Source organism: Bradyrhizobium sp. SZCCHNR1017, from assembly GCF_032381375.1.
In the GTDB taxonomy this organism is placed as follows: Bacteria; Pseudomonadota; Alphaproteobacteria; order Rhizobiales; family Xanthobacteraceae; genus Bradyrhizobium.
Genome location: NZ_JAUHIR010000007.1, coordinates 155,224 through 175,812 on the forward strand (window position 1 = coordinate 155,224; position 20,589 = coordinate 175,812).

Consider the following 20,589-nt stretch of genomic DNA (forward strand, 5'->3'; position numbering starts at 1 on the left):
CGGTTCCGCCGGGATCCTACTAATCTTGGCAGTGTAAAGATTGGCCGGGCGAGCTCTATGACGATCTTCCTCATCCTTGCGCCCTACGGCGTCTACGCGGCGCTGATGATGGTGGTCTCGGCCACGCTCAGCCTGGCCGTGGCCACGGCGATGTGCCTGATCGTTGTCGCGGTCGACGTCGTCAAGGGACGCTCGATCAAGATTCTCGGCCTGGGCTCGGCGATCGTGTTCGCAAGCATAGCCGCCTACCTCGGCCTCATCGATCCGACCCTCAGCGCATCCGCGGTGCGTCTTGCGGTCGACTGCGGCATTTTCGCGCTGTCGCTCGGCTCGATGCTGCTGCGCGCGCCGTTCACGCTGCAATATGCGCTCGAGGCCGTACCGCCGGAAACCGCGGCGATTCCGGGCTTCCTGCGCGCCAATTACGTCATCACCGGCGCCTGGACCGTATCGGCGCTGCTGATGATCGTCGGCAACCTGATGACGCTCTACGTGCCGGGCCTGCCCTATTGGACCGGCCTCGCCATCGCCTTTGCCGCCCGCAATAGTGCACTTTATTTCACGCGCTGGTATCCTGACTACCGCCGAACAAAGGACGTGGCAGCGCAGACTGCCGCCGCAATGTCCGGCCAAGATTCGTGACCGGGGTCTGCTGCAGGAGACGTGCGTGAAAATCGTGTTTGCCAAGCTGATTGCCGACTTCCTGTCGGCCGCGGTGTTCTTCATCCTGTACATCGCAACCGATGATGTCGTGCTGGCCACCGCCGCCGCGGTCGCCGTCGCCGTGGTGCAGGTGGTCTGGGCGCGCATCAGGGGCGTGAACCTCAGCTTCATGGCCTATGCCAGCGTCGGCCTCGTCATCGTGCTCGGCGGCGTGACGCTGCTGACCAATGACCCCCGCTTCATGTTCGCCAAGCCCGCGATCGGCCATTTCGCCATCGGGCTGATCATGCTCAAGCGCGGCTGGATGCTGCGCTACGTGCCGCCGATCGTGTCGGAGACCATTCCGGAATACGTCACCATCGCCGGCTATGCCTGGGCGGCGCTGATGTTCGCGCTCGGTCTCGGCACGATCGCGGTCGCCATGACCGGCGACATCAAGCTGTGGGTGCTCTACATCACCGTGGTCGCGGGCGGCGCCAAGGTCGCGGCCTTCGCGCTGCAGTTCATGGCCTTCCGCTTCGTGGTCGCCAACCGCCTCAGGGCGGCGCGGGCCTGATCGCTGCATCCGATCGCCGCAATGGGCTTACGCGCAAAGATGCGCTATAGGGGCGGCCGAACGCATCCTCGAGGTCGTTGCCTCGAGGTCCGCAAAATCGCAATGCCAGGAGAACGATCGATGGCTGTGGACGGCAACTGGAATCTGACCTTGAACACGCCCATGGGCGAGCGCAGCGCGACCCTGAGCCTGAAGAGCTCGGGCGCGACGCTGACGGGGACCCAGGCCGCGGAAGGCGATTCCGCCGAGATCTTCGACGGCACCGTCAACGGCGACGACGTCGCCTGGAAGGTCTCGATCACCAGCCCGATGCCGCTGACGCTGGATTTCAAGGGCAAGGTCGCCGGCGACACCATCTCCGGCGAGATGGGCATCGGCTTCATGGGCAGCTTCCCGTTCACCGGCGCGCGGGGCTGATCACCGTTCTGAAGGGTGGGTAAAGGCACGCCACGCCGCTGCCGCTTCGTGGCGGCCCCACGCGCGCCGTGCCCACCATTAGCTCCGCAGTGCGCCAATCGACAGTGGGCATGCACCCGCCCCACGGGCGGACGCTTTGCCCACCCTGCGGCAGCGTTTGTCCGGCTCGTTCCGCTTCACATCTCAAACAGCCCGGACAAGCGGACGCAGCCTCGCGGCTGATAAGGCCCGAGTGATGCATCGGCATGTCCCTCGCCAAATGCAGAGGGCGCAGGGAAGGCCAGGCGTCGGCTGACGCCTGCGGCCCGCCTGCGAAAGAAATGCAGGCGGCAGGTACCACAGGTGCAGCCGGAAACGCCCGGCCTTCCCTGCGCGATGGCTTCACGCTTATACGCAGTCTCCCTGGTGCGCCGGCTTGTTGGCCACCATGATCCGCGCGATGCGCTCAGCACCGCACGAACGTGACACCAGCTTCGGGGTGTCAGGACGCTGCGACTTCGCGTCCGCGCCAAGCCGTTCGTCCGCGTATCCGAAGACACGCTGCGGCTCCATCGCGGCCATCGCCTCCCCGCCTCGCGTGTCGTGACGATCGCGCGCAACGCCCCTCCGCAGTGAGGCGGGATGGCGAGATAAAATCACGATTTCGGAAAAATCACAAGCGATTTATTTTTTTTAGAACCTTCCCCCTGGAAATCGGATCGAACATTGGCCTATGGCCCGTCAGGGAAGCCGCGCCCCCTCATTGAGGTCCGACCAGCGGAACGGTGCGCACTTGTTTGTATTTCGACCCCTGGCAGGCATCGAAGCCATCAACCGTGAGGCGGGGACTTCCTATATCCATCGCTACGGCTGCCGCAATGGCTCAAGCGGTCATCGTTGCGGTCGCGATCGGAATCTGATTGGATCACCTAACTCACATTCGAGCTAGGAATTGGGTAATCATAGTCCAACCTGCTTCATTGGAACTACAATGAGATATCTCTTACTTCTTTCGGTACTACTTTCCGGTACCGCCGCGGCAGAGGCCGCTCCGCAATCGAGTTGCGCAGCCAAGTTTATCGGTGACTGGCGACACTCAGGCAGTGGCAACAGAGGTACGCTACTCCCTGACGGCAGAGCATTGTGCAGCGAACACCCGGCTTGTGTCCAGGGTACGTGGACCTGCTCGGGAAACGTATTGACCTATACGAACAGCGCGGGGACATGGAACTACACGCTCGAGCCGGACGGAAAGTCCATGTCCACGAATGGCGGGGCCGCTACCGCTGTCCGCATCGGAGCGGTACCGGCAAACGCTCGTTCCCGGGATCTTGGCTCTGCAGCGAAGAATGTGACCGCTGACATTCTCGGCGTGGACAGAACGCAGCCGAATCCGGCAGCAACTCCCATTACCAAGCCCGTTGCCGAGCCACCATCAAGCGTAGTTCGACCGGCGCGGACAGTCAGTTCGGCCCTACAATCAGATCCAAGCCAGTGCGTGGTAGAGAAGGCGTGGCCGAAAGCTCCTGGGGTCAACTGGTACAGCCTGAAGAACAGCTGCAAGCGGCGGGTGACGTTGGATTATGACGACTGCGACCTGAATCTCAGCACGAACATGGTTCAGTGCTCAACAAAGACGCTCCCTCTTGCACCACGCAGCGAATTCGGCCCGGTGCCCAACCACAAGCACCCGCTCAACGCACGCGATTTCCGCTAGCAGCATCTCGAAACTCGACGGCCTAGCCCTATGCAGGGATAAGCGGAAACCCGTCCGTTGATCGCTTACCCCATGTACGCCAGCCCTCCACGCTGAAGCAGATGTGGGACAAACTTGGCCGGGCCGCGCCTCAAAACCAGATCTGCATCGGCACGCCATGCGCGTCGCGCGGCGCAGCTTCTTCCGGTACGCAGCCCGCGCAGTCGCGAGCGGCCAGCGCGACCGCGCAGGCGTCGAGGACGTCGTCGGGCTTGGCACCGGTGCCGATGCGGGCGCGAGTCATCCAGTCGTCGATGGCGGCGAAGCCTGCAGAAACTAACAAGTCGCGCCGCAGCCTGGCGCCATGATCCGTCTTCTTCGACGGCAACGGCGCGCCGTGGAGGCGAAGGAACACTAGCTCGGGATGCACCTCGCGAATGTCGCGATCGAGATGCGCGCGCACGAAGGCGTCGACCTCCATGATCTTTCGGCCGAGATGCCAGAGCTGGCGCGAGGCGCGCGTCTGCCCGCGCCGCGACGCCTCGATATTGGCCTCATCTGGGTCCTTGTAGTTCTCCCACAGCCAGCGCCGCGCGCCGGTGAACACGCGCGAGCGATGCGGCGCGAGTTTGTCTCGCGCGAGCTTGTCGCAGGTTCTGTTGCCGCCGTCGGTCATGCCGATGGGGATGTCGATCGCGGCGCGGGTAAAAGGAGCCGATAGTGCCGTCGAAACGTCGGCGGGAAAGGCGATGTCGCGCCGGTCGCCTGCAATCGACACCGCGACCCAGCCGCGGGAGGAGCCGTCGAGACCGATGATGCGGTTGGCGTGCATTACATCAGACTACCAGTTGCTTCGTTCAGCATCGTGCTCCTCTTGCCACGAACGCACGCTGAGTCCCACGGTAGTCGGAGCCGAGCTGGCCCCACAACAGCAGTGAGCTCCCCTCCCCCTTGCGGGGAGGGGTCGGGGGTGGGGGTCTCCGGGCGCTGAACGCTATGGGCGCGCACACACATCAACCACCAAACTATCGAGAGAGCGAGGTCGCATCGCGCTGCGTTTCCTCGCCCATCAGATAGAGCGCGACTCGTGGACCCCCACCCCCAACCCCTCCCCGCAAGGGGGAGGGGAGCGCACCGTCGGCGTGCGAATTCGGTTGCCACGCTACGCGCTCAGGCGAGATGGGCCTCCCCCATACACCAACGGGCGGGATCGCTCCCGGCCGCCGCAACAAACATCACGCCCGGCTCACCTCAGCCGAGGTTCAGCTCCTTGAAGAAGTCGTTGCCCTTGTCGTCGATGATGATGAAGGCCGGGAAGTCCACCACTTCGATGCGCCAGATGGCCTCCATGCCGAGCTCGGGATATTCGACGACCTCGACCTTCTTGATGCAGTGCTCGGCGAGGTTGGCCGCGGCGCCGCCGATCGAGCCGAGATAGAAGCCGCCGTGCTTCTTGCAGGCCTCGCGCACCGCCGGCGCGCGGTTGCCCTTGGCGACCATCACCATCGAGCCGCCGGCCGCCTGAAACTGGTCGACGAAGGAATCCATGCGGCCCGCGGTGGTCGGGCCGAACGCGCCGGAGGCGTAGCCGTCCGGGGTCTTGGCGGGGCCGGCGTAGTAGACCGGATGGTTCTTGAAGTAGTCCGGCAGCGGCTCGCCGCGGTCGAGACGCTCGCGCAGCTTGGCATGCGCGGCATCGCGCGCGACGATCATGGTGCCGGTCAGCGACAGCCGGGTCTTGATCGGGTTCTTCGACAGAGTGGCAAGGATGTCCTTCATCGGCTGGTTCAAGTCGATTTTCACGACCTCTCCGCCAAGCGCCTGCTCGACCTCCGGCAGATACTGCGCCGGATGATGCTCGAGCTCCTCGAGATAGACGCCGTCCCTGGTGATCTTGCCGAGCACCTGGCGGTCGGCCGAGCACGACACGCCGAGACCGATCGGCAACGACGCGCCGTGGCGCGGCATGCGGATGACGCGGACGTCATGGCAAAAGTACTTGCCGCCGAACTGCGCGCCGACGCCGAGCGACTGCGTCATCTTGTGGATTTCCTGCTCCATCTCGAGATCGCGGAAGGCATTGCCATCCGGGGAGCCCTGGGTCGGCAGCGCGTCGAGATAACGCGCAGACGCCAGCTTCACCGTCTTCATGCACAGCTCGGCCGAGGTGCCGCCGATCACGATGGCGAGGTGATAAGGCGGGCACGCCGCGGTGCCCAGCGTCAGGATCTTCTCCTTCAGGAACGCCAGCAGCCGGTCCTTGGTGAGCACCGAGGGCGTCGCCTGGAACAGAAAACTCTTGTTGGCCGAGCCGCCGCCCTTGGCCATGAACATGAACTTGTAGGCGTCCTCGCCCTCGGCATAGATCTCGGTCTGCGCCGGCATGTTGTTGGCGGTGTTCTTCTCCTCGTACATCGACAGCGGTGCGACCTGTGAGTAGCGCAGGTTCCGGCGCAAGTAGGCGTCGCGCGCGCCTTGCGACAGCGCCGCCTCGTCGTCGCCATCGGTGATGACGTTGCAGCCCTTCTTGCCCATGATGATCGCGGTGCCGGTATCCTGGCACATCGGCAGCACGCCGCCGGCGGAGATGTTGGCGTTCTTCAGGAAGTCGAGCGCGACGAACTTGTCGTTCGGGCTGGCCTCCGGATCCTCCAGGATGCTGCGCAGCTGCTTCAGATGGCCGGGACGCAGAAAGTGGTTGATCTCGCCGAACGCGGCTTCCGACAAGGTCCGCAGCGCCTCCCGCGACACCACCAGCATGTCGCGGCCCAAGACCTTCTCGACCCGCACGCCGTCGGTGGTGATCTTCCTGTAGGGCGTGGTGTCCGGCCCGAGCGGAAACAGCGGCGTGTGCTTGTAGGGCGGGACGGGCTTGGACTGGTCGGGAAAGGCGGTGGGCGCGTTCATGGCGAGCTCGTGGGGTTCTAGAAATGGCCGCCCAAAGCGGTCTTGACAGGTCTGATACGCTACCCGTCTGAAGCCTTGCAAGACATGTCTCGGTGCATCCGTCGAGGAGGAGGACCATGGCGACTTTCGTTCTGATTCCAGGAGGTTGGCACGGTGGCTGGATGTACGACTCGCTCTGCGCCAGGCTCCGGCAAGCCGGCCATGCGGCCTATGCCCCCACCCTGAGCGGATTGGAGGAGACGCCCGCCCGCGCCCATGCCATCAATCTCGACACCCATATCACCGACGTCGTCGAGCTCCTGGCGATAGAGGACCTGTCCGAGGTCATCCTGTGCGCGCACAGCTATGGCGGCATGGTCGCGACCGGCGTCGCCGACCGCGTGCCGGAAAGGCTCGCCGCACTGGTCTATCTCGATGCCTTCGCACCCGAGAACGGTCAGTCATGGTGGGATCTCGCCGGTGACGCGTATCGCCGGTTCGTGATCGAACGCGCCGGGCATGACGGGCTGACGGCGCTGCCGCGCGAAGGCTCCGATCCGCGCCGCCGGCCGCATCCGCTCGGGACCTTCATCCAGGCCCTGAACCTCCACGGTCCGGCGCCGGCGGCTCTGCAGCGCACCTTCGTCTACGCCAGCGGATGGAGCGCGACGCCATTCACCGCGCAATATGAGCGGCTGCGCAGCGATCCCGCGTGGCGCGTGCACGCATTTGCGTGCGGGCACGATGTCGTGCAGCACGCACCCGACGAGACGTTCGACCTGCTGATCGAGACGGCCCGCGAGGTCGCCGCAACATGACGCCGCGACCAGCGCAATGTCGTACGGCGAGATCGATTGCGATCGGTCGCCGAATTATGTAACCTTAGATTGTTGACATATTCATTTTCCTCCTGGAGGCGTCATGACACGAGGTCTCTTCGTTGCCATCACATTTGCTCTTGCCCTGATCACCATGCTCCCCGGCAGCGCCGGCGCAGTCGGTCCCGGCCGTGCGTGCGGCGGATTTGCCGGCATCCCCTGCAATGCCGGTCTTTATTGCGAGTTCCCGGCCGGCCAGTGCGGCCGGTTCGACATGATGGGTGTCTGCCGCCGAAAGCCGACGCTCTGCCCGCGGATCTACATGCCGGTGTGCGGCTGCAACTTCCAGACCTACAGCAACGACTGCGAGCGTCGCGCCGCGGGCGTATCGCTGTCGCATCCGGGCCGCTGCTGGTTCTGACGAAGCGATCGCGCCGCTGCCGCCGGCATATGACCGCGGCCCGTCAACACGCGGTCACGTCGGCCGACGATCTTGTGCGGCCGCGGCGCATCGCGCTTGCATGACCTCCGCGCGCAGGCTTCAATGGCGCGGGGGTATTTGGAATGCAGTCATCGCTTTGCTCATTTGGCCGCTTGGCCGGTTTTGTTTTTCTCGTTGCGTCGAGCAGCACGCTGCTGCCGCACGCGGCCCGGGCGGATCGTTGCGACGACGTTGCCAAGGAACTGAAGAACGGCATCGACGGCATCAAGATCGGACAGACCGCGGCGGGCACGGTCTATCTCGCTCATCCCAAGGCGCGCGAGATCACGCTCGGCTGCTCATCGAAGAATGTCAGCAATCAATTGTTCGGAAAATCCGAGCGCAAGCCGACGCCGGCCTTCATCGAGCTGATGGCGAGCGCAGCGGCGATCGTTTTCACGTTGCCGAAGGACGACATGCAGCGCGGCGTCACACGCTGTTACCGCCGGCTCGGAATCTTCCGCGGCGACGACGTCGCCAGCCGCTACCGCCGGCTCGACATGCGCTGCGCCCGAACCAAGACCGAGTCCTCGATCACGATCAGCCGCAGCAAGGACCAATAGGCCGGGGGTGACGCGACAGCCTTGCGGTTTCTGCGCCGGCGGCAGCGACCCGTTCACTATTCGCCGCGCCACCGACAGTTGCAGACAATTCGAACGATCTGCTTGACGAAGTTTTCGTGAGCGATGGCCACGCTTGTCGCAACACCAAGCGAGGAGCTGGACCATGTCCGTTTCGAGCGTTTCGTCGTCATCGCCGCCGCCCTCACCGCCGCCGATCTCGACCGAGACGACCAAGCCGCAGACCCAAGACACGCAGGCGCGCAACCAGACGCAGCAGAGCCAGGCCGTGAATCCCGCCAAGACCGGCGACGAGGCGGCCGCGGAGAAGCAGGCCTCGCGTCCGCCGCTGCCGCCCGGCCAGGGCACCCGCGTCGACATTCTCGCCTGACGATCCCACACCCTCAGGCCAACTTCGTATAGCGGCGGCGCCTCAGGCGCCTGCCGCTATACGTGTGAGCTGGGCCGTGGCGGCGCGGCGATCCACGTGGTTTCAGCTCACGCGCGGCTCGTTCGGGCGAGGCGTTACAGGTCTCTCGACACCCACTTCCCGTGCGGCCGCCCCTCCCCCCGTGAAGAACGGGGAGAGGGAGCGCAGCGCCGACGAGGCGCCGGCGAGGCTCTCAGATGAGCACGCTCACTCCAGCACGACTGCACGCCCTCAGCCCTCACGCATCCAGTGCCTTGTAGTGGCGGAAGATGCCGTCTTCATTGAAGGGGATGCGGCGGTCGCTGGCCAGATAGGCCGAGATGTTCGGCCTGGCGGCGACGCGGTCGTGCAGCGCGACGAGGCCGGGAATGTTGCGCTCGAATGCCGTCATGCGGTGGGGAAACGCGTAGCGCAGTCCGGCGACGATCTGGAACAGCGACAGGTCGACGTAAGTGAGCCGGCGCCCCGTGACATAGGTGCCGCCGCTGTTCGCCAGGAGCCGTTCGAAATAGCCGAGGAATTTCGGTACCCGCTCGTTCCAGAACTCGGCGGCGCGCTTCCTGGCCGGCGCGCGCTGGTCCTCGTAGTACAGCGTCGGCCCGAGCGGATGGTGGGTGTCGTGGATCTCGACGACGAAGTCGGAGATCGTCAGTTGCAGCTGATGCAGCCAGGATTGCCCCGCCTCGGCCTTCGGGGCGAGGCCATGGCGGGGGCCGAGGAACAGCAGGATGTTGGCGGTCTGGCCGATGATGCGGCGGCCCGCTTTCAGGAATGGCGGCGCGAACGGCGGCGTATCGCTTTCGGCGTCCATCATCGCCGTCATCGCACCGATGCCGTCCTCGCGCGCGACATCGCGATAGGCGGCGCCCGCCTCCTCCAGCGCGAGCCGCACATATTCGCCCCTGCCCTGGATCATCGGCCAGTAATACAGCTCGTAACGCATGGGCCCATCCTCGTTGCCTGTTCATCGCGGCACGCCACTATAACCACGCGCAAAACAAAAGCGCCGCGGATTGCTCCGCGGCGCCCGATGATCGTTCGACCTATGGCGTCAGCCGACCTGCTGGATTCCCGACAGCTGCCAATCGGCGCCGGCGTGGCGCAGGAAGGTCCATATCTCCGTGACCTCCTGCGGCTGGTCGGAGCCGTCGACAACGCGGCCCGAGGCGCGCTCGATGGTCTTGTCGGCCAAGGTGAAGCGCATCGCGACCGTGGCGTAGTCGGCGCCATTCTCGCGCCAGGCTTCGGCGAGGTCGCCCTGCAGCAGCTTCACGGCGCTGACCTTGTTGACCACACCGCGGGCCTGGTTCTGCTCGAGATCGCGCTCGAAATACGAGGCCATCTCGGGCGTCGACAGTAGCCGCAGGCGGCCGACATCCTCGTTCGACCAGGCGGACTGGATCTCGCCGAGCAGCCGCTCGAACGCCTCGTAGTCGGCCGGCAGGATCTGCAGCGGCGGCGTGTTGCTGCCACCACCGCCGAAGCCACCGAAACCACCAAGGCCGCTCAGGCCCGAGCGCGAGCTCGGCTGGCCGTCGGTGGGCGATGGCGCCGGGCCGGCGGCATAGGCCGGCTGGTTGCGGCGCTGCCACCAGGCCATCCCCATGCGCACCAGGAACACCACCAGCAGGACCTGGAGGATCAGGCCGATGATCGACGCGAAGCCGCCGAGCCCCGAGAACAGCCCGCCGCCGAACAGCATGCCGAACAGGCCGGCGCCGAGGAAGCCGGCAGCGAGGCCGCCCAGAAGGCCACCCGCGCGGCCGCCGAACAGCCCGCCACGGGCGGGCGCAACCGTGTTGAAGCCGCCGGGCTGGCCCGGCTGGGTGATGGTGCGGTTGAACTGCGACGCCGATCCCGGCGCGGTCGTGGTCGGAGGCGGCGCGGAGAAGGTGCGCGTGCCGCGGGAGCCCGAGCTGGAGCCGCCGCCGATCCGGGCGTCGGCCGCCGAGACGGCGAGCACCGTCGGCAGCGCCAGTGAAAGGGCCACGGCCATCGCCTTGAGGAGGCCGCTTTTGCGCTGCATGAAGCTCATCTGTGTTTCCCATAACTCCCCGGAATGGGGATGCCTGTAAGATGGGCACAACCCGCGAAAAGGGAAGGCGGCACGAGGCCGCGCAGCTGCGGCGCGGGGTCGCGGGATGAAACGCGCACGGCCGGCTTGCCAGCAATTTGCCAAGGAACTCCGGTAACCTATTGCGGCGCCATGGTTTCCTTGACCGCCGCCACGAGCTGGCTGAGCGTGAAGGGCTTGGGCAGGAACGCGAACTGCTGGTTCTCGGGCAGGCTCTTCTCGAACGCATCCTCGGCATAGCCCGAGACGAAGATGATCTTGATGTCCGGATTCTTCTCGCGCATCACCTTCAGCAGCGTCGGCCCGTCCATCTCCGGCATCACGACGTCGGACACCACGAGATCGAGCACGCCGTCGCACTCGTCCAGCGCCTCCATCGCCTCGACGCCGTTCGACGCCTCGATGACGCTGTAGCCGCGCGAGCGCAGGCCGCGCGCGTTCAGCGCCCGCAGGCCCTCCTCGTCCTCGACCAGCAGGATGGTGCCCTGCCCGGTCAGGTCGGCGCGCGGCTTCGACGCTTCCGCGACGGCCGGCTCCTTGACGGCGCCGTTGGCCGCGTGCGGCTCGGCCTGGACCTCCGGCACGACGATGTGCCGCGGCAGGAAGATCTGGAACGAAGTCCCCTTGCCGACCTCGCTGTCGACGTAGATGAAGCCGCCGGTCTGCTTGATGATGCCGTAGACGGTCGACAGTCCCAGACCGGTGCCCTTGCCGACCTCCTTGGTCGAGAAGAACGGCTCGAAGATCTTCTCGCGGATCTCGGCCGGAATGCCGGTTCCGGTGTCACTGATCTCGATGCGGACGTAGTCGGCCACCGGCATGCCCTTGTAGGCGGCCTGCGCGACCTCGTCGGCCGAGACGTTGGCGGTGCGCACCGACAGCTTGCCGCCATCGGGCATCGCATCGCGGGCGTTGACCGCGAGATTCACGACCACCTGCTCGAACTGCGAGACGTCGACCTTGACCGGCCACAGGTCGCGGCCGTGAACCAGGTCGAGCTTGACCTTCTCGCCGATCAGCCGACGCAACAGCATCGTCAGGTCGGACAGTGCGTCGCCGAGATCGAGCACCTGGGGCCGCAGGGTCTGGCGGCGCGAGAACGCGAGCAGCTGCCGCACCAGCGTCGCGGCGCGGGTCGCGTTCTGCTTGATCTGCATGATGTCCTGGAACGACGGGTCGGTCGGCTTGTGCGCGTTCAGCAGGAAGTCGTTGGCCATCATGATGGCCGAGAGCACGTTGTTGAAGTCGTGGGCGATGCCGCCGGCGAGCTGGCCGACCATCTCCATCTTCTGCGACTGGTTGATCTGGTTCTCCAGCGCGCGGCGCTCGGTGGTCTCGAGCAGATAGACGATCGCGGCCTCGGTCTCGCGCTCGTCCTCGTCGACGGCGGTGACGAAGAACTGGCCGAAGCGCTCCTTCGCGCCCTCCAGCATCACCTCGACCGGCGGAATGTCCGCCTGCCCTTCCGAGGCCTGGTTGATCGCGGCGATCAGGAGGTGCCGGTCGCGCTGGCTGACGGTGCGGAAGATCGATTTCGCCGCGGCCACGTCGCCGCTGACGCTCTGCGCCAGCTTGGCGTAGCGCGCATTGGCCCTGACCACGGCGCCGCCGCGGTCGACGGTGGCGATTGCCATCGGCGTATGGTCGAAGAAGCGCATGAAGCGCACCTCGGCGGCGCGCTCCGGATCGGAGCGCTCGTCGCGGGCGCGGCTGATGACCAGGGTGCGCGAGGCGCCCGGCTTGCCGTCGGCGCCGAAGGCGAGCTTGTGGTAGAGCCGCGCCGGCATGGTCTTGCCGCCGCGCATCTTCAGGTCGATGTCGAACACCTCGGTGCGGACCTCGCCGGGCACCGCCACGATCGAGGTCAGCAGCGACGCGCCGTCGCCGGAGACGACGTCGGCGAGCTTCAGGCCGCCCGAGCCGATCTCGGCGAGATCGTAGTCGAGCCAGTTGGCGAGCGTGGCATTGACGTAGACGAGGCTGCCTTCCGGATTGACCGAGAAGAAGCCGCACGGCGCATGGTCGAGATATTCGATCGCATGCTGCAGCTCCTGGAACACGTCCTCCTGGCGCTCGCGATCCCGCGTGATGTCGGCGATCGACCACACCGCGTAGCGGGCGTGGCGCTTGGTCTGGCCGAGCGGGCGCACGCGCATCCGCAGCCAGCGCCCCTGCGCGCCTTCGGCCGCGGTGATGCGCACCTCCTCCTGCTGCCGCTTGCCCTCGCGCGCCGCCTTGAGCAGGCGGAACACCGCTTCGGAGACATCGGGATTGCCGATGAAGACACGCTCGACGGGACGCGCCTCCTGCGCGGTCGCCGCTCCCGTCATGTTGAGATAGGCGGCGTTGGCGTAGACGACATGGCCGCGCGGATCGGTCACTGCGAGGCCATCGAAGGCGTGATCGGCGATCGCGCCCAACACCGGATCGTCGGTCGCCTTGTCGGCGAAGCGGACGATGCCGGCGGCGAACGCGAACAGATTGAACAGGCCGACGGTGGCGAGCAGCGACAGCAGGCCGAGAATATAGGGCTGCGCCTGGGCGCGGCCGATCGTCATCAACGCGATCGCGACCGCGACGAGACCGAACGCCACCAGCAGGATCAGCAGAATGCTGCCGCTGCGGCGCGGCCGCTCCGGCAGGCCCACCTGATCCTGTAACCCATCGTTGTCGGAATCGGCGCTCATGGCTCGGGGACGCGACCTGTCGGCTGGGAGCCCCAGCCCGTTCGCGCGGCTCCCCCTTCCACCTGCCTGAATCGACGGGTCAAGCGCAAGCCCGTCAAGCCGATATTCCATGATTTATCCGTATTTTGCGGTCCGTCCATGGACCGAATCGGTTGTCATCGCGGGCGCCCCGAGAGGTTGCGCCGCAGCCCCATCACGTAGCCGATGATCTCAGCGACGGCATGATAATGTTCCACCGGGATCTCCTCGTCGATCTCGACGGTGGCATAGAGCGCGCGCGCCAGCGGCACGTTCTCGACGATCGGGATGTCGTGCGCCTTGGCGACCTCCCGGATCTTGAAGGCGATGTTGTCGACGCCCTTGGCGACGCAGACCGGCGCCGACATGCCGCGCTCGTAGGACAGCGCGACCGAGTAGTGGGTCGGGTTGGTGATGATCACGGAGGCCTTGGGAACCGCGGCCATCATGCGCTTCTTCATGCGCTGCTGGCGGATCTGCCGGATGCGTCCCTTGACGTGCGGGTCGCCTTCCGACTGCTTGAACTCCTCCTTCATCTCCTGCACCGACATCCTCTGGCGCTCGTACCATTGCCGATACTGGAACAGGTAGTCGCCGATCGCGACCAGGGCGAGCAGCGCGACCACCGAGCCCATCAGATGCGTCGTCAGCGAGATCGTGACGCCGAGCAGCTCGCTGACGTCCATATGCAGCAGCGATTCGAGGCGCAGCCGCTCCGGCCACAGGATCATGACCATGACCGTGCCGAGCAGCACGAGCTTGAAGAGGCCCTTGGCGAAATTGGCCGCGGCCTGCTTGCCGAACAGGCGCTTGGCGCCGGCCAAGGGCGAGATCTTGCTCAGGCTCGGCTTCATCGGCTCGCCGGACCAGACCAGGCGATGCTGCATCATGTTGCCGGCGATCGCCGCCAGCATCACCATCAGGATCGGCACGCCGATCGCCGCGATCACGGCGAACGACAGGCTGCGCGCCAGCGCCAGCAGGCCGGCGCCGTCGGTGTGGATCATCCAGGAATTGGCGATCAGGTTGCGCATCGGCACCAGCACCGCGGTGCCGATCGAGCCCGAGAAGGTCGACATCACCAAGGTCGCGGAGGCGATCACGAACCAGGTGTTGAGCTCCTGGCTCTTGACGACATCGCCGCGTTCGAGCGCCTGGTCCAGCCGTTTTTGCGTCGGGTCTTCTGTTTTGTCTTCGGAATCGGCCTCATCGGACATCGATCGGCCCCCTCACCGCGGCATCATCTCGTGCATGACGCCTTCGAAATAGCCGAGAAACGTTCCCATCATCGCGGTCAGGACCAGCGCGAAGATCAGGAAGCCGATCAGGATCGAGAGCGGCGCGCCGACGAAATAGACCTGCATCTGCGGCATCAGCCGCGCCAAGACGCCGAGCCCGATGTTGAAGACCAGGCCGAACACCAGGAACGGCGCCGATAATTGCAGACCGATCTTGAACGCCGCGGCAAACGCCTTGGTCGCCAGCGAGGCGACGTCGCCGCTCGGGATCAATTCGCCCGGCGCGAAGATCTTGTAGCTGTCGCTGAGTGCGGCGATCACCAGATGATGGCTGTCGGTCGAGAACAGCAGGGTCACGCCGAGCATGGTGAGGAAGTTGCCGATCAGGACGCCCTGCTGTCCCTGCGTCGGATCCACCGCGGTGACGAAGCCGAGTCCCATCTGCTGCGCGATCACGGAGCCCGCGACCTGCAGCGCCGACAGCGTCACCCGCGCTGTCGCGCCGAGCACGATGCCGATCACGATCTCGTGCACCATCATCACCAAGAGCGGCGACAACGCCTGCAGGTCGACCCGATAGGCCTGACGGTGCAGCGGCAGCACGATCATCGTGAGCAGCAGCGCGGTCGCGAGCTTGATGCGGACCGGGATGTTGACCTCGCCGAGGCCCGGCAACAGCATCACCATTGCGCCGACGCGCGCGAAGGCCAGCATGAACACGGCGGCCAGCGCCGGAAGGAAGGATATATCGATGCGCATCGTCCGCCGTCACGGCCCTTTCGACCGCATGCTGGTGCGGCACGACGGTCTTTGAAGAGACAGCCTGCGAAGAGCTTGCCCGAAAGGCTGCCCGCGCGCGCCTGAAAGCAGCAGCGCCCCCCGCACTGCTCCTTACGACCGCTCGCAGCGCCCTCACGCAGGCCTGCCCTGCCGCCCCGGACATTGCCTCATCCGCCGATGATTCGCGACGAGATCCGCATCATGTGCGAATGCAGCGCATCGGCCATGAACGGCAGCGCCAGCAGCAGCGTCACGAAGATCGCGATGATCTTCGGCACGAACACCAGCGTCTGCTCCTGGATCTGCGTCAGCGCCTGGAACAGCGAGACGACCACGCCAACCACGAGGCCGACCACCATCAGCGGCGACGACACCAGCACGATGGTCCAGATCGCATCGCGCGCCACATCGAGCGTTTCAGCTCCCGTCATGTCCTGTCGTTCCTCACTGTCGATCGGCTCCGGTCCGGCACCCGCCTCATCGCGCGCGGTCGCGGCAAACGGCAAATCCCCTGGGCGCATCAGGCACGTGGCGGCCTGAAGCGTTACGAGCTGCGCCTAGATCGTCATCTTCATCACGTCTTCATAGGCCTGGATCACGCGGTCGCGCACCGACACCAGCGTCGACACCGCGACGTCGGTTTCGGCGACCGCCGTGACGACATCCATGACGTTTGCCTTGCCCGCGGCCATCGCGACCGCCTGACTGTCGGACTTGCGTCCGGCCTCCATCACGCTGCCGATCGCGTCCTTCAGCACCGCGCTGAATGACGGGCCACCCTTGTCGGCGCCGTTGCCGCTACCGAGCACGTCGCGCACGCGCCCAAGGCTGCCGAAGGCACCGCTCGAGCCGCCGGTGTCGAGCACGCGCGCGGAATTCGCGTAGGCATTCGCTGCGGAGATTGGGGAGGCCATGACTTTCGTTCCTGTCCTAGGTCTTCAGAATGTCGAGCGTGCGCTGGATCATGCGGCGCGTGGCGCCGATGATGTTCAAATTCGCCTCGTAGGACCGCTGCGCATCACGCATGTCGGTCATCTCGATGAGCGGATTGACGTTGGGGTACTTGACATTGCCGGACGCGTCCGCGGCCGGGTTACTGGGGTCGTATTTGACGCGGAACGACGATTGATCGGGCACCACCTTGCCGAGTGCCACCACCTTGGCGTCGAGCGCACGATCGAGTGCCGAGGTGAATGTCGGGACCTTGCGGCGATACGGATCGCCGCCCGCCTTGGCAGCGGTCGAATCGGCATTGGCGATGTTCTCGGAAATGACGCGCATACGTCCCGCCTGCGCACGCAGGCCGGAGGTCGCGATGCTCATCGAGCGGAGGAAATCGCTGGAGTCGTTTGCCATGCTTGTCGGTCTCTGTCCTTAACCCGAGCTCAGCCCTTGCCGATCGCTGTCTTCAACAGATGCAGGCTCTTGCCGTACAACGAGGTCGCCGCGGCGTAGTCCATCTGGTTGGCGGAGACCTTCAGCATCTCCTCTTCGAGGCTCACCGCGTTGCCGGCGGGCCTCGTCTGAAATCCGACCTTGCGGTTCTGGTCGAAGCTCGCGCTCTCGCCCGACGACGGGGCGATGTGCGCGGTGCTGGTCCGGGTCAGCGACAGCGGCGCAAAGCCGCCGACCGCCTGGCCGGTTGAATCGAACTTCGGCTCAACCAGATCCTTCGGCTTGAAGTTTGGCGTATCCGAATTGGACACGTTCTCGGACAGCACGCGCTGGCGCTCCTGATGCCATTGCATCTTGGTCCGCAACGCCGACAACACGGGGAGATCGTTGATGGACATGGCGCTGCTCGGTTGTGTCCGACTACCGGACGGTTTGGGTAGGTAGAAATTGCCGTGCATATGGTTAACAGGGAGTTAAGAAAGGGTGCGATGCCCACCGGGACTATCCCGGTGTCTTGACGAATTCTTAGGAAACTGCCGGGGTCCCAGCCGACCGATGCATCATTCCGGGACGGCGCGGCTCGCCAAGAAGTCGTTTTGGCCCGGCCGATTCATGGGTTATTAAGAGGCGGAGCGGCAGTTCCTGCCGTCATGCGTTAACAGGTTGGTTCCGGTTCTGAAGCTCCGTTCGCTGCCGGCGATGCGTTGGACAGACGAAAGACTTCGAAAGGACGCGGTATTTGCCGGGGACAGAGATGCAGGCACTGACGTTCTTTTTTGCATTCGTGGCGGTGCTGGCGCTGATCGGCCTCGCCGCTTGGCTGGTCCGTCGATTCGCGGGCAATCGTCTCGGGACCAACCCGAATCGCGGCCGCATGCCCCGGCTTGCCGTGATCGATGCCGCCGCCGTCGATGGCCGCCGCCGTCTCGTGCTCGTGCGCCGTGATAACATAGAGCATCTTCTGATGATCGGCGGGCCGACCGACATCGTGGTCGAATCCAATATCGTGCGGGCCATGCCGGCGCGCGAGCAATTGCCGCAGCGGCCGGGCATCAGTGCCGAGCCGCCGGCGGCGCGCATCGCGCCGCTGCCGGATGCGCCGTCCTGGGCCGACAACGAGCCGAAGACCGAGGCCGCCGAGCATGCCGAGTTGCAGATGTCGGAGCCGCCGCAGCGCCCGATGCGGCCGTCGTTCATCGATGAGGTTCGCCGCACGGCGCCGACTGCCGCAGAGCGGCGTGAGCCGGCACCGGCATTTCCGCCGGAACCACCGCTCCCTCCGCGCCGTCCCGATCCCCGCCAGGACCTCCGGGCGGACGTCCGTGGAGAACCGCGCGGCGGAGACGAAGCCCGCCTGGAGCCGCGCCCCGAGCGGGTGGCCCGCGGTGAACCAGTGATGCCGCGCCCGTTGCGCCCCGCCGAGCCGCAGCGTCAGGCCGAGGCGCAGCGCCCTTCCGAGGGGCCCCGGCTGCCGCCGGTGCGGAGCGCTGAGCGCGCAGCCGAGCGCGTCGAGCGCGCGGCGGCGCCGCCGCTGCCGCCGGTGGCCCAGATGCCGCCGCCCCCGGCTGCCCCGCCGCCCGCAGCGGCCGATTCGAGCGCCGAAGCCAATCTGGCCGAGATGGCGCAACGGCTCGAGGCCGCGCTGCGGCGTCCATCAGCCGATCCGTCGGCTGCTCCGGCCTCGGGTCCCCCGGCGCTCCGGGCGGCCGCGCGCAACGAGCCGCCTGCGGCGCAAGCCGCGCCGGTCAAGACCAGCTTCGAGAATCTGGAGGACGAGATGGCCTCGCTCCTCGGACGTCCGAAGTCGTCTCAGTGAGATCGCTGCTTCCCCCGCGTAGAGTTGTCTTCACCGCTGTTCTGACTGCCGCCGGTTTACTGGCGGGACGTGCTGCTGCGCAGGACATCAGCATCAATCTCGGCGCCGGCGGTGGCGGCGTCACCGAACGCGCGGTCCAACTGATCGCGCTGCTCACGGTGTTGTCGATCGCGCCGTCGATCCTGATCATGATGACGTCGTTCACGCGCATCGTGGTCGTGCTGTCGCTGCTGCGCACGGCGATGGGCACAGCGACCGCGCCGCCCAACTCGGTCATCATCGCGCTTGCGATGTTCCTCACGGCGTTCGTGATGGGCCCGGTGCTGCAGAAATCCTATGATGACGGCATCCGGCCCCTGGTGGAAAACCAGATCGGCGTCGAGGACGCGCTGCAGCGCGCCTCGGTGCCCCTGCGCGGCTTCATGCAGAAGAACGTGCGCGAGAAGGACCTGAAGCTGTTCATGGACCTCTCCGGCGAGCCGCCGCCGGCGACGCCCGACGACCTGTCGCTGCGCATCCTGGTGCCGGCTTTCATGATCTCCGAGCTCAAGCGCGCCTTCGAGATCGGTTTCCTGCTGTTCCTGCCCTTCCTGATCATCGACCTCGTGGTCGCGTCGGTCTTGATGTCGATGGGCATGATGATGCTGCCGCCGGTCGTGGTGTCGCTGCCGTTCAAGCTGATCTTCTTCGTGCTGGTCGACGGCTGGTCGCTGGTGGCCGGCAGCCTGGTGCAGAGCTACGGCGGGTAGGTTTCACCTCTCGGTGTGAGCGAAAGCCAGTCGGTCGTGACTTTCCATTGACACGTGCCCTCGATCAGTTCGCCCGGATTGGGCTCGCGACGGGGCGCGATGTGGGGGAGCCGCGCAACTCGATGCGAGCTCGCTGTATGATGTGCCAGCCACCGCTCGAACCAAGCGCGGCCATGATCGCCGCCACAATGAGATCCGGCCATGCCGTGCCGGTGCCGAACACACCGGCTGCGGCCGCGAGTACGGCGACGTTGCCGATCGCATCGTTCCGGGAGCAGATCCAGACCGACCTCATATTCGCGTCGCCGATCCGGAAGCGGTAGAGCATGAGGGCCACGCCCGCATTGGCGACAAGGGCGAGCATGCCGACGATCCCCATCGCCTTCGCCTCCGGGAGGGTGCCGGTCATTGCGTGCCAGACAGTGGAGGCAAGGACAAGGACGCCAAGCAGGACGAGCGACCAGCCCTTCAGAAGGGCGGCGCGCGCTCGCCAGCTCAGCGCCAGTCCCGCCACTCCGAGGCTGATCGCATAGTTGGCCGTATCACCGAGGAAGTCGATCGCGTCCGCCTGCAGCGAGGCCGACCCGGCCGCCACGCCTGCTGCGATCTCCGTCAAAAACATGGCTGCGTTGATAGCCAGCGCAATCCAGAGCGCACGACGCCAGCGGGGGCTGTCCAGTTCCCTCGGAGGGGAAGAGGAACAGCAGTCGTCATGACAACCAGGCATATCGTCGCCTCTTACAAGATGATGCGACGTCCTATATGGACCCTGTAGCCACTATAGGGTCAAGCCATGTCACGACTGACCATCGGCGACCTCGCGAAGCGGACCGGCACCAAAGTCGAAACGATCCGCTATTATGAGCGGATCGGTCTGCTACCTCTTCCGGCGAGAACCGAGGGCAATTACCGAGCCTATGACAACGACCAACTGGGGCGACTGAGCTTCATCCGGCGTGCCCGCGACTTGGGCTTCTCCATCGACCAGGTCCGTGACCTGCTGGACCTCGCCGATCAGCGAGACCGCTCGTGCGACGCGGTCGACGTCATCGCCGGCCAACACCTGGCAGAGATCGAACGCAAGATCTCGGACCTCGTGGCGCTGCGCGACGAGCTTGCCGATGTCATCGGGCGCTGCAAGCACGGCACCGTTGCCGACTGCCGCATCATCGAAGCCCTTGCGCCGCGTCGCTCTGACTGAGCGAACAAGACAATGGCGTCGCAAGGCAGTCTCGAGCTTTCGTCTGGACGCGCGTCGGGCGGATTGCGGACAGCATCGCGATGAGCTCGGCTTCGGCCTGGTCGGCTCATCTGGTGGCTCTCCGGCTCTGCGTGTGGCGCCGAAA

At 65.7% G+C, this 20,589-nt stretch carries 23 protein-coding genes; 11 read left to right on the plus strand and 12 right to left on the minus strand.

The annotated features are described in order from the left end of the window. Nucleotides 1-57: 57 nt before the first annotated feature. From QW863_RS18840 to QW863_RS18855, 4 genes are all read left to right on the plus strand, one after another. Nucleotides 58-642, plus strand: a complete 585-nt coding sequence (locus QW863_RS18840; protein ID WP_315753121.1) for a hypothetical protein — start codon at nucleotides 58-60, stop codon at nucleotides 640-642. 25 nt (nucleotides 643-667) lie between these two features. Next, nucleotides 668-1,219 (plus strand): septation protein IspZ, encoded by a 552-nt coding sequence (locus QW863_RS18845; RefSeq protein ID WP_315753122.1) that lies wholly within the window; start codon nucleotides 668-670, stop codon nucleotides 1,217-1,219. Between the two features lie 120 nt (nucleotides 1,220-1,339). Then, a complete protein-coding gene (locus QW863_RS18850) occupies nucleotides 1,340-1,636 on the plus strand; it encodes a hypothetical protein (protein WP_315753123.1) in 297 nt (98 codons plus the stop codon). Nucleotides 1,637-2,813: 1,177 nt separating this feature from the next. Continuing rightward, complete coding sequence (locus tag QW863_RS18855; RefSeq protein WP_315753124.1) at nucleotides 2,814-3,332, plus strand: hypothetical protein; 519 nt, start codon at nucleotides 2,814-2,816, stop codon at nucleotides 3,330-3,332. Between the two features lie 130 nt (nucleotides 3,333-3,462). Here QW863_RS18855 and QW863_RS18860 read toward each other — a convergent pair whose 3' ends face one another. Both QW863_RS18860 and QW863_RS18865 read right to left on the minus strand, forming a co-directional pair. Further along, on the minus strand, nucleotides 3,463-4,143 hold the full coding sequence (locus QW863_RS18860; protein ID WP_315768189.1) for a DUF429 domain-containing protein: 681 nt from the start codon (nucleotides 4,141-4,143) through the stop codon (nucleotides 3,463-3,465). 419 nt (nucleotides 4,144-4,562) lie between these two features. Then, complete coding sequence (locus QW863_RS18865; protein WP_315768191.1) at nucleotides 4,563-6,218, minus strand: fumarate hydratase; 1,656 nt, start codon at nucleotides 6,216-6,218, stop codon at nucleotides 4,563-4,565. Between the two features lie 116 nt (nucleotides 6,219-6,334). On the opposite strand from QW863_RS18865, the gene QW863_RS18870 reads away from it, so the two are divergent. The 4 genes from QW863_RS18870 to QW863_RS18885 all read left to right on the plus strand — a co-directional run bounded on the left by QW863_RS18870 (nucleotide 6,335) and on the right by QW863_RS18885 (nucleotide 8,447). Further along, entirely contained in the window at nucleotides 6,335-7,015 is a 681-nt protein-coding gene (locus tag QW863_RS18870) for an alpha/beta hydrolase (protein ID WP_315768193.1), read from the plus strand. A gap of 103 nt (nucleotides 7,016-7,118) precedes the next feature. After that, nucleotides 7,119-7,436, plus strand: a complete 318-nt coding sequence (locus QW863_RS18875) for a hypothetical protein (protein WP_315768195.1) — start codon at nucleotides 7,119-7,121, stop codon at nucleotides 7,434-7,436. 143 nt (nucleotides 7,437-7,579) lie between these two features. Next, nucleotides 7,580-8,059 (plus strand): hypothetical protein, encoded by a 480-nt coding sequence (locus tag QW863_RS18880; protein ID WP_315768197.1) that lies wholly within the window; start codon nucleotides 7,580-7,582, stop codon nucleotides 8,057-8,059. Between the two features lie 163 nt (nucleotides 8,060-8,222). After that, nucleotides 8,223-8,447, plus strand: coding sequence for a hypothetical protein (locus tag QW863_RS18885; RefSeq protein WP_315716033.1), 225 nt, complete (start codon nucleotides 8,223-8,225; stop codon nucleotides 8,445-8,447). A gap of 277 nt (nucleotides 8,448-8,724) precedes the next feature. Here QW863_RS18885 and QW863_RS18890 read toward each other — a convergent pair whose 3' ends face one another. The 9 genes from QW863_RS18890 to flgB form a co-directional block, all read right to left on the minus strand. Then, nucleotides 8,725-9,429, minus strand: a complete 705-nt coding sequence (locus QW863_RS18890) for a glutathione S-transferase (protein WP_315768199.1) — start codon at nucleotides 9,427-9,429, stop codon at nucleotides 8,725-8,727. Between the two features lie 108 nt (nucleotides 9,430-9,537). Beyond that, on the minus strand, nucleotides 9,538-10,512 hold the full coding sequence (locus tag QW863_RS18895; RefSeq protein ID WP_315768303.1) for a Tim44 domain-containing protein: 975 nt from the start codon (nucleotides 10,510-10,512) through the stop codon (nucleotides 9,538-9,540). 167 nt (nucleotides 10,513-10,679) lie between these two features. Beyond that, entirely contained in the window at nucleotides 10,680-13,247 is a 2,568-nt protein-coding gene (gene cckA, locus QW863_RS18900; RefSeq protein ID WP_315768201.1) for a cell cycle histidine kinase CckA, read from the minus strand. A gap of 155 nt (nucleotides 13,248-13,402) precedes the next feature. Further along, the gene (gene flhB / locus QW863_RS18905) at nucleotides 13,403-14,482 is read right to left on the minus strand and encodes a flagellar biosynthesis protein FlhB (RefSeq protein ID WP_315768203.1); all 1,080 of its coding nucleotides are present in this window, start codon (nucleotides 14,480-14,482) and stop codon (nucleotides 13,403-13,405) included. Nucleotides 14,483-14,494: 12 nt separating this feature from the next. Beyond that, nucleotides 14,495-15,262, minus strand: coding sequence for a flagellar biosynthetic protein FliR (gene fliR, locus QW863_RS18910; RefSeq protein ID WP_315753134.1), 768 nt, complete (start codon nucleotides 15,260-15,262; stop codon nucleotides 14,495-14,497). 188 nt (nucleotides 15,263-15,450) lie between these two features. Beyond that, nucleotides 15,451-15,714, minus strand: a complete 264-nt coding sequence (gene fliQ / locus QW863_RS18915) for a flagellar biosynthesis protein FliQ (protein ID WP_008965881.1) — start codon at nucleotides 15,712-15,714, stop codon at nucleotides 15,451-15,453. A 126-nt stretch (nucleotides 15,715-15,840) separates the two neighbouring features. Next, nucleotides 15,841-16,197, minus strand: coding sequence for a flagellar hook-basal body complex protein FliE (gene fliE, locus QW863_RS18920; protein ID WP_315716024.1), 357 nt, complete (start codon nucleotides 16,195-16,197; stop codon nucleotides 15,841-15,843). A gap of 16 nt (nucleotides 16,198-16,213) precedes the next feature. Then, a complete protein-coding gene (flgC, locus tag QW863_RS18925; protein WP_315716023.1) occupies nucleotides 16,214-16,639 on the minus strand; it encodes a flagellar basal body rod protein FlgC in 426 nt (141 codons plus the stop codon). 29 nt (nucleotides 16,640-16,668) lie between these two features. After that, on the minus strand, nucleotides 16,669-17,076 hold the full coding sequence (gene flgB / locus QW863_RS18930; protein WP_315716022.1) for a flagellar basal body rod protein FlgB: 408 nt from the start codon (nucleotides 17,074-17,076) through the stop codon (nucleotides 16,669-16,671). A gap of 356 nt (nucleotides 17,077-17,432) precedes the next feature. On the opposite strand from flgB, the gene QW863_RS18935 reads away from it, so the two are divergent. Together QW863_RS18935 and fliP are read left to right on the plus strand one after the other, a co-directional pair. Beyond that, nucleotides 17,433-18,494 carry a flagellar biosynthetic protein FliO gene (locus tag QW863_RS18935; protein ID WP_315768205.1) on the plus strand — a complete coding sequence of 354 codons (1,062 nt, stop codon included), beginning with the start codon at nucleotides 17,433-17,435 and terminating at the stop codon, nucleotides 18,492-18,494. Further along, nucleotides 18,491-19,243, plus strand: a complete 753-nt coding sequence (gene fliP, locus QW863_RS18940; RefSeq protein WP_315716020.1) for a flagellar type III secretion system pore protein FliP — start codon at nucleotides 18,491-18,493, stop codon at nucleotides 19,241-19,243. Before QW863_RS18935 ends, fliP begins: the two co-directional genes overlap by 4 nt. A gap of 64 nt (nucleotides 19,244-19,307) precedes the next feature. Here the strand turns inward: fliP and QW863_RS18945 are convergent, their stop codons facing one another. Continuing rightward, nucleotides 19,308-19,970, minus strand: a complete 663-nt coding sequence (locus tag QW863_RS18945) for a cation transporter (RefSeq protein WP_315768207.1) — start codon at nucleotides 19,968-19,970, stop codon at nucleotides 19,308-19,310. Nucleotides 19,971-20,036: 66 nt separating this feature from the next. Here QW863_RS18945 and QW863_RS18950 point away from each other — a divergent pair, with 66 nt between their 5' ends. Next, a complete protein-coding gene (locus QW863_RS18950; RefSeq protein WP_315768209.1) occupies nucleotides 20,037-20,444 on the plus strand; it encodes a helix-turn-helix domain-containing protein in 408 nt (135 codons plus the stop codon). Nucleotides 20,445-20,589 lie beyond the last annotated feature (145 nt).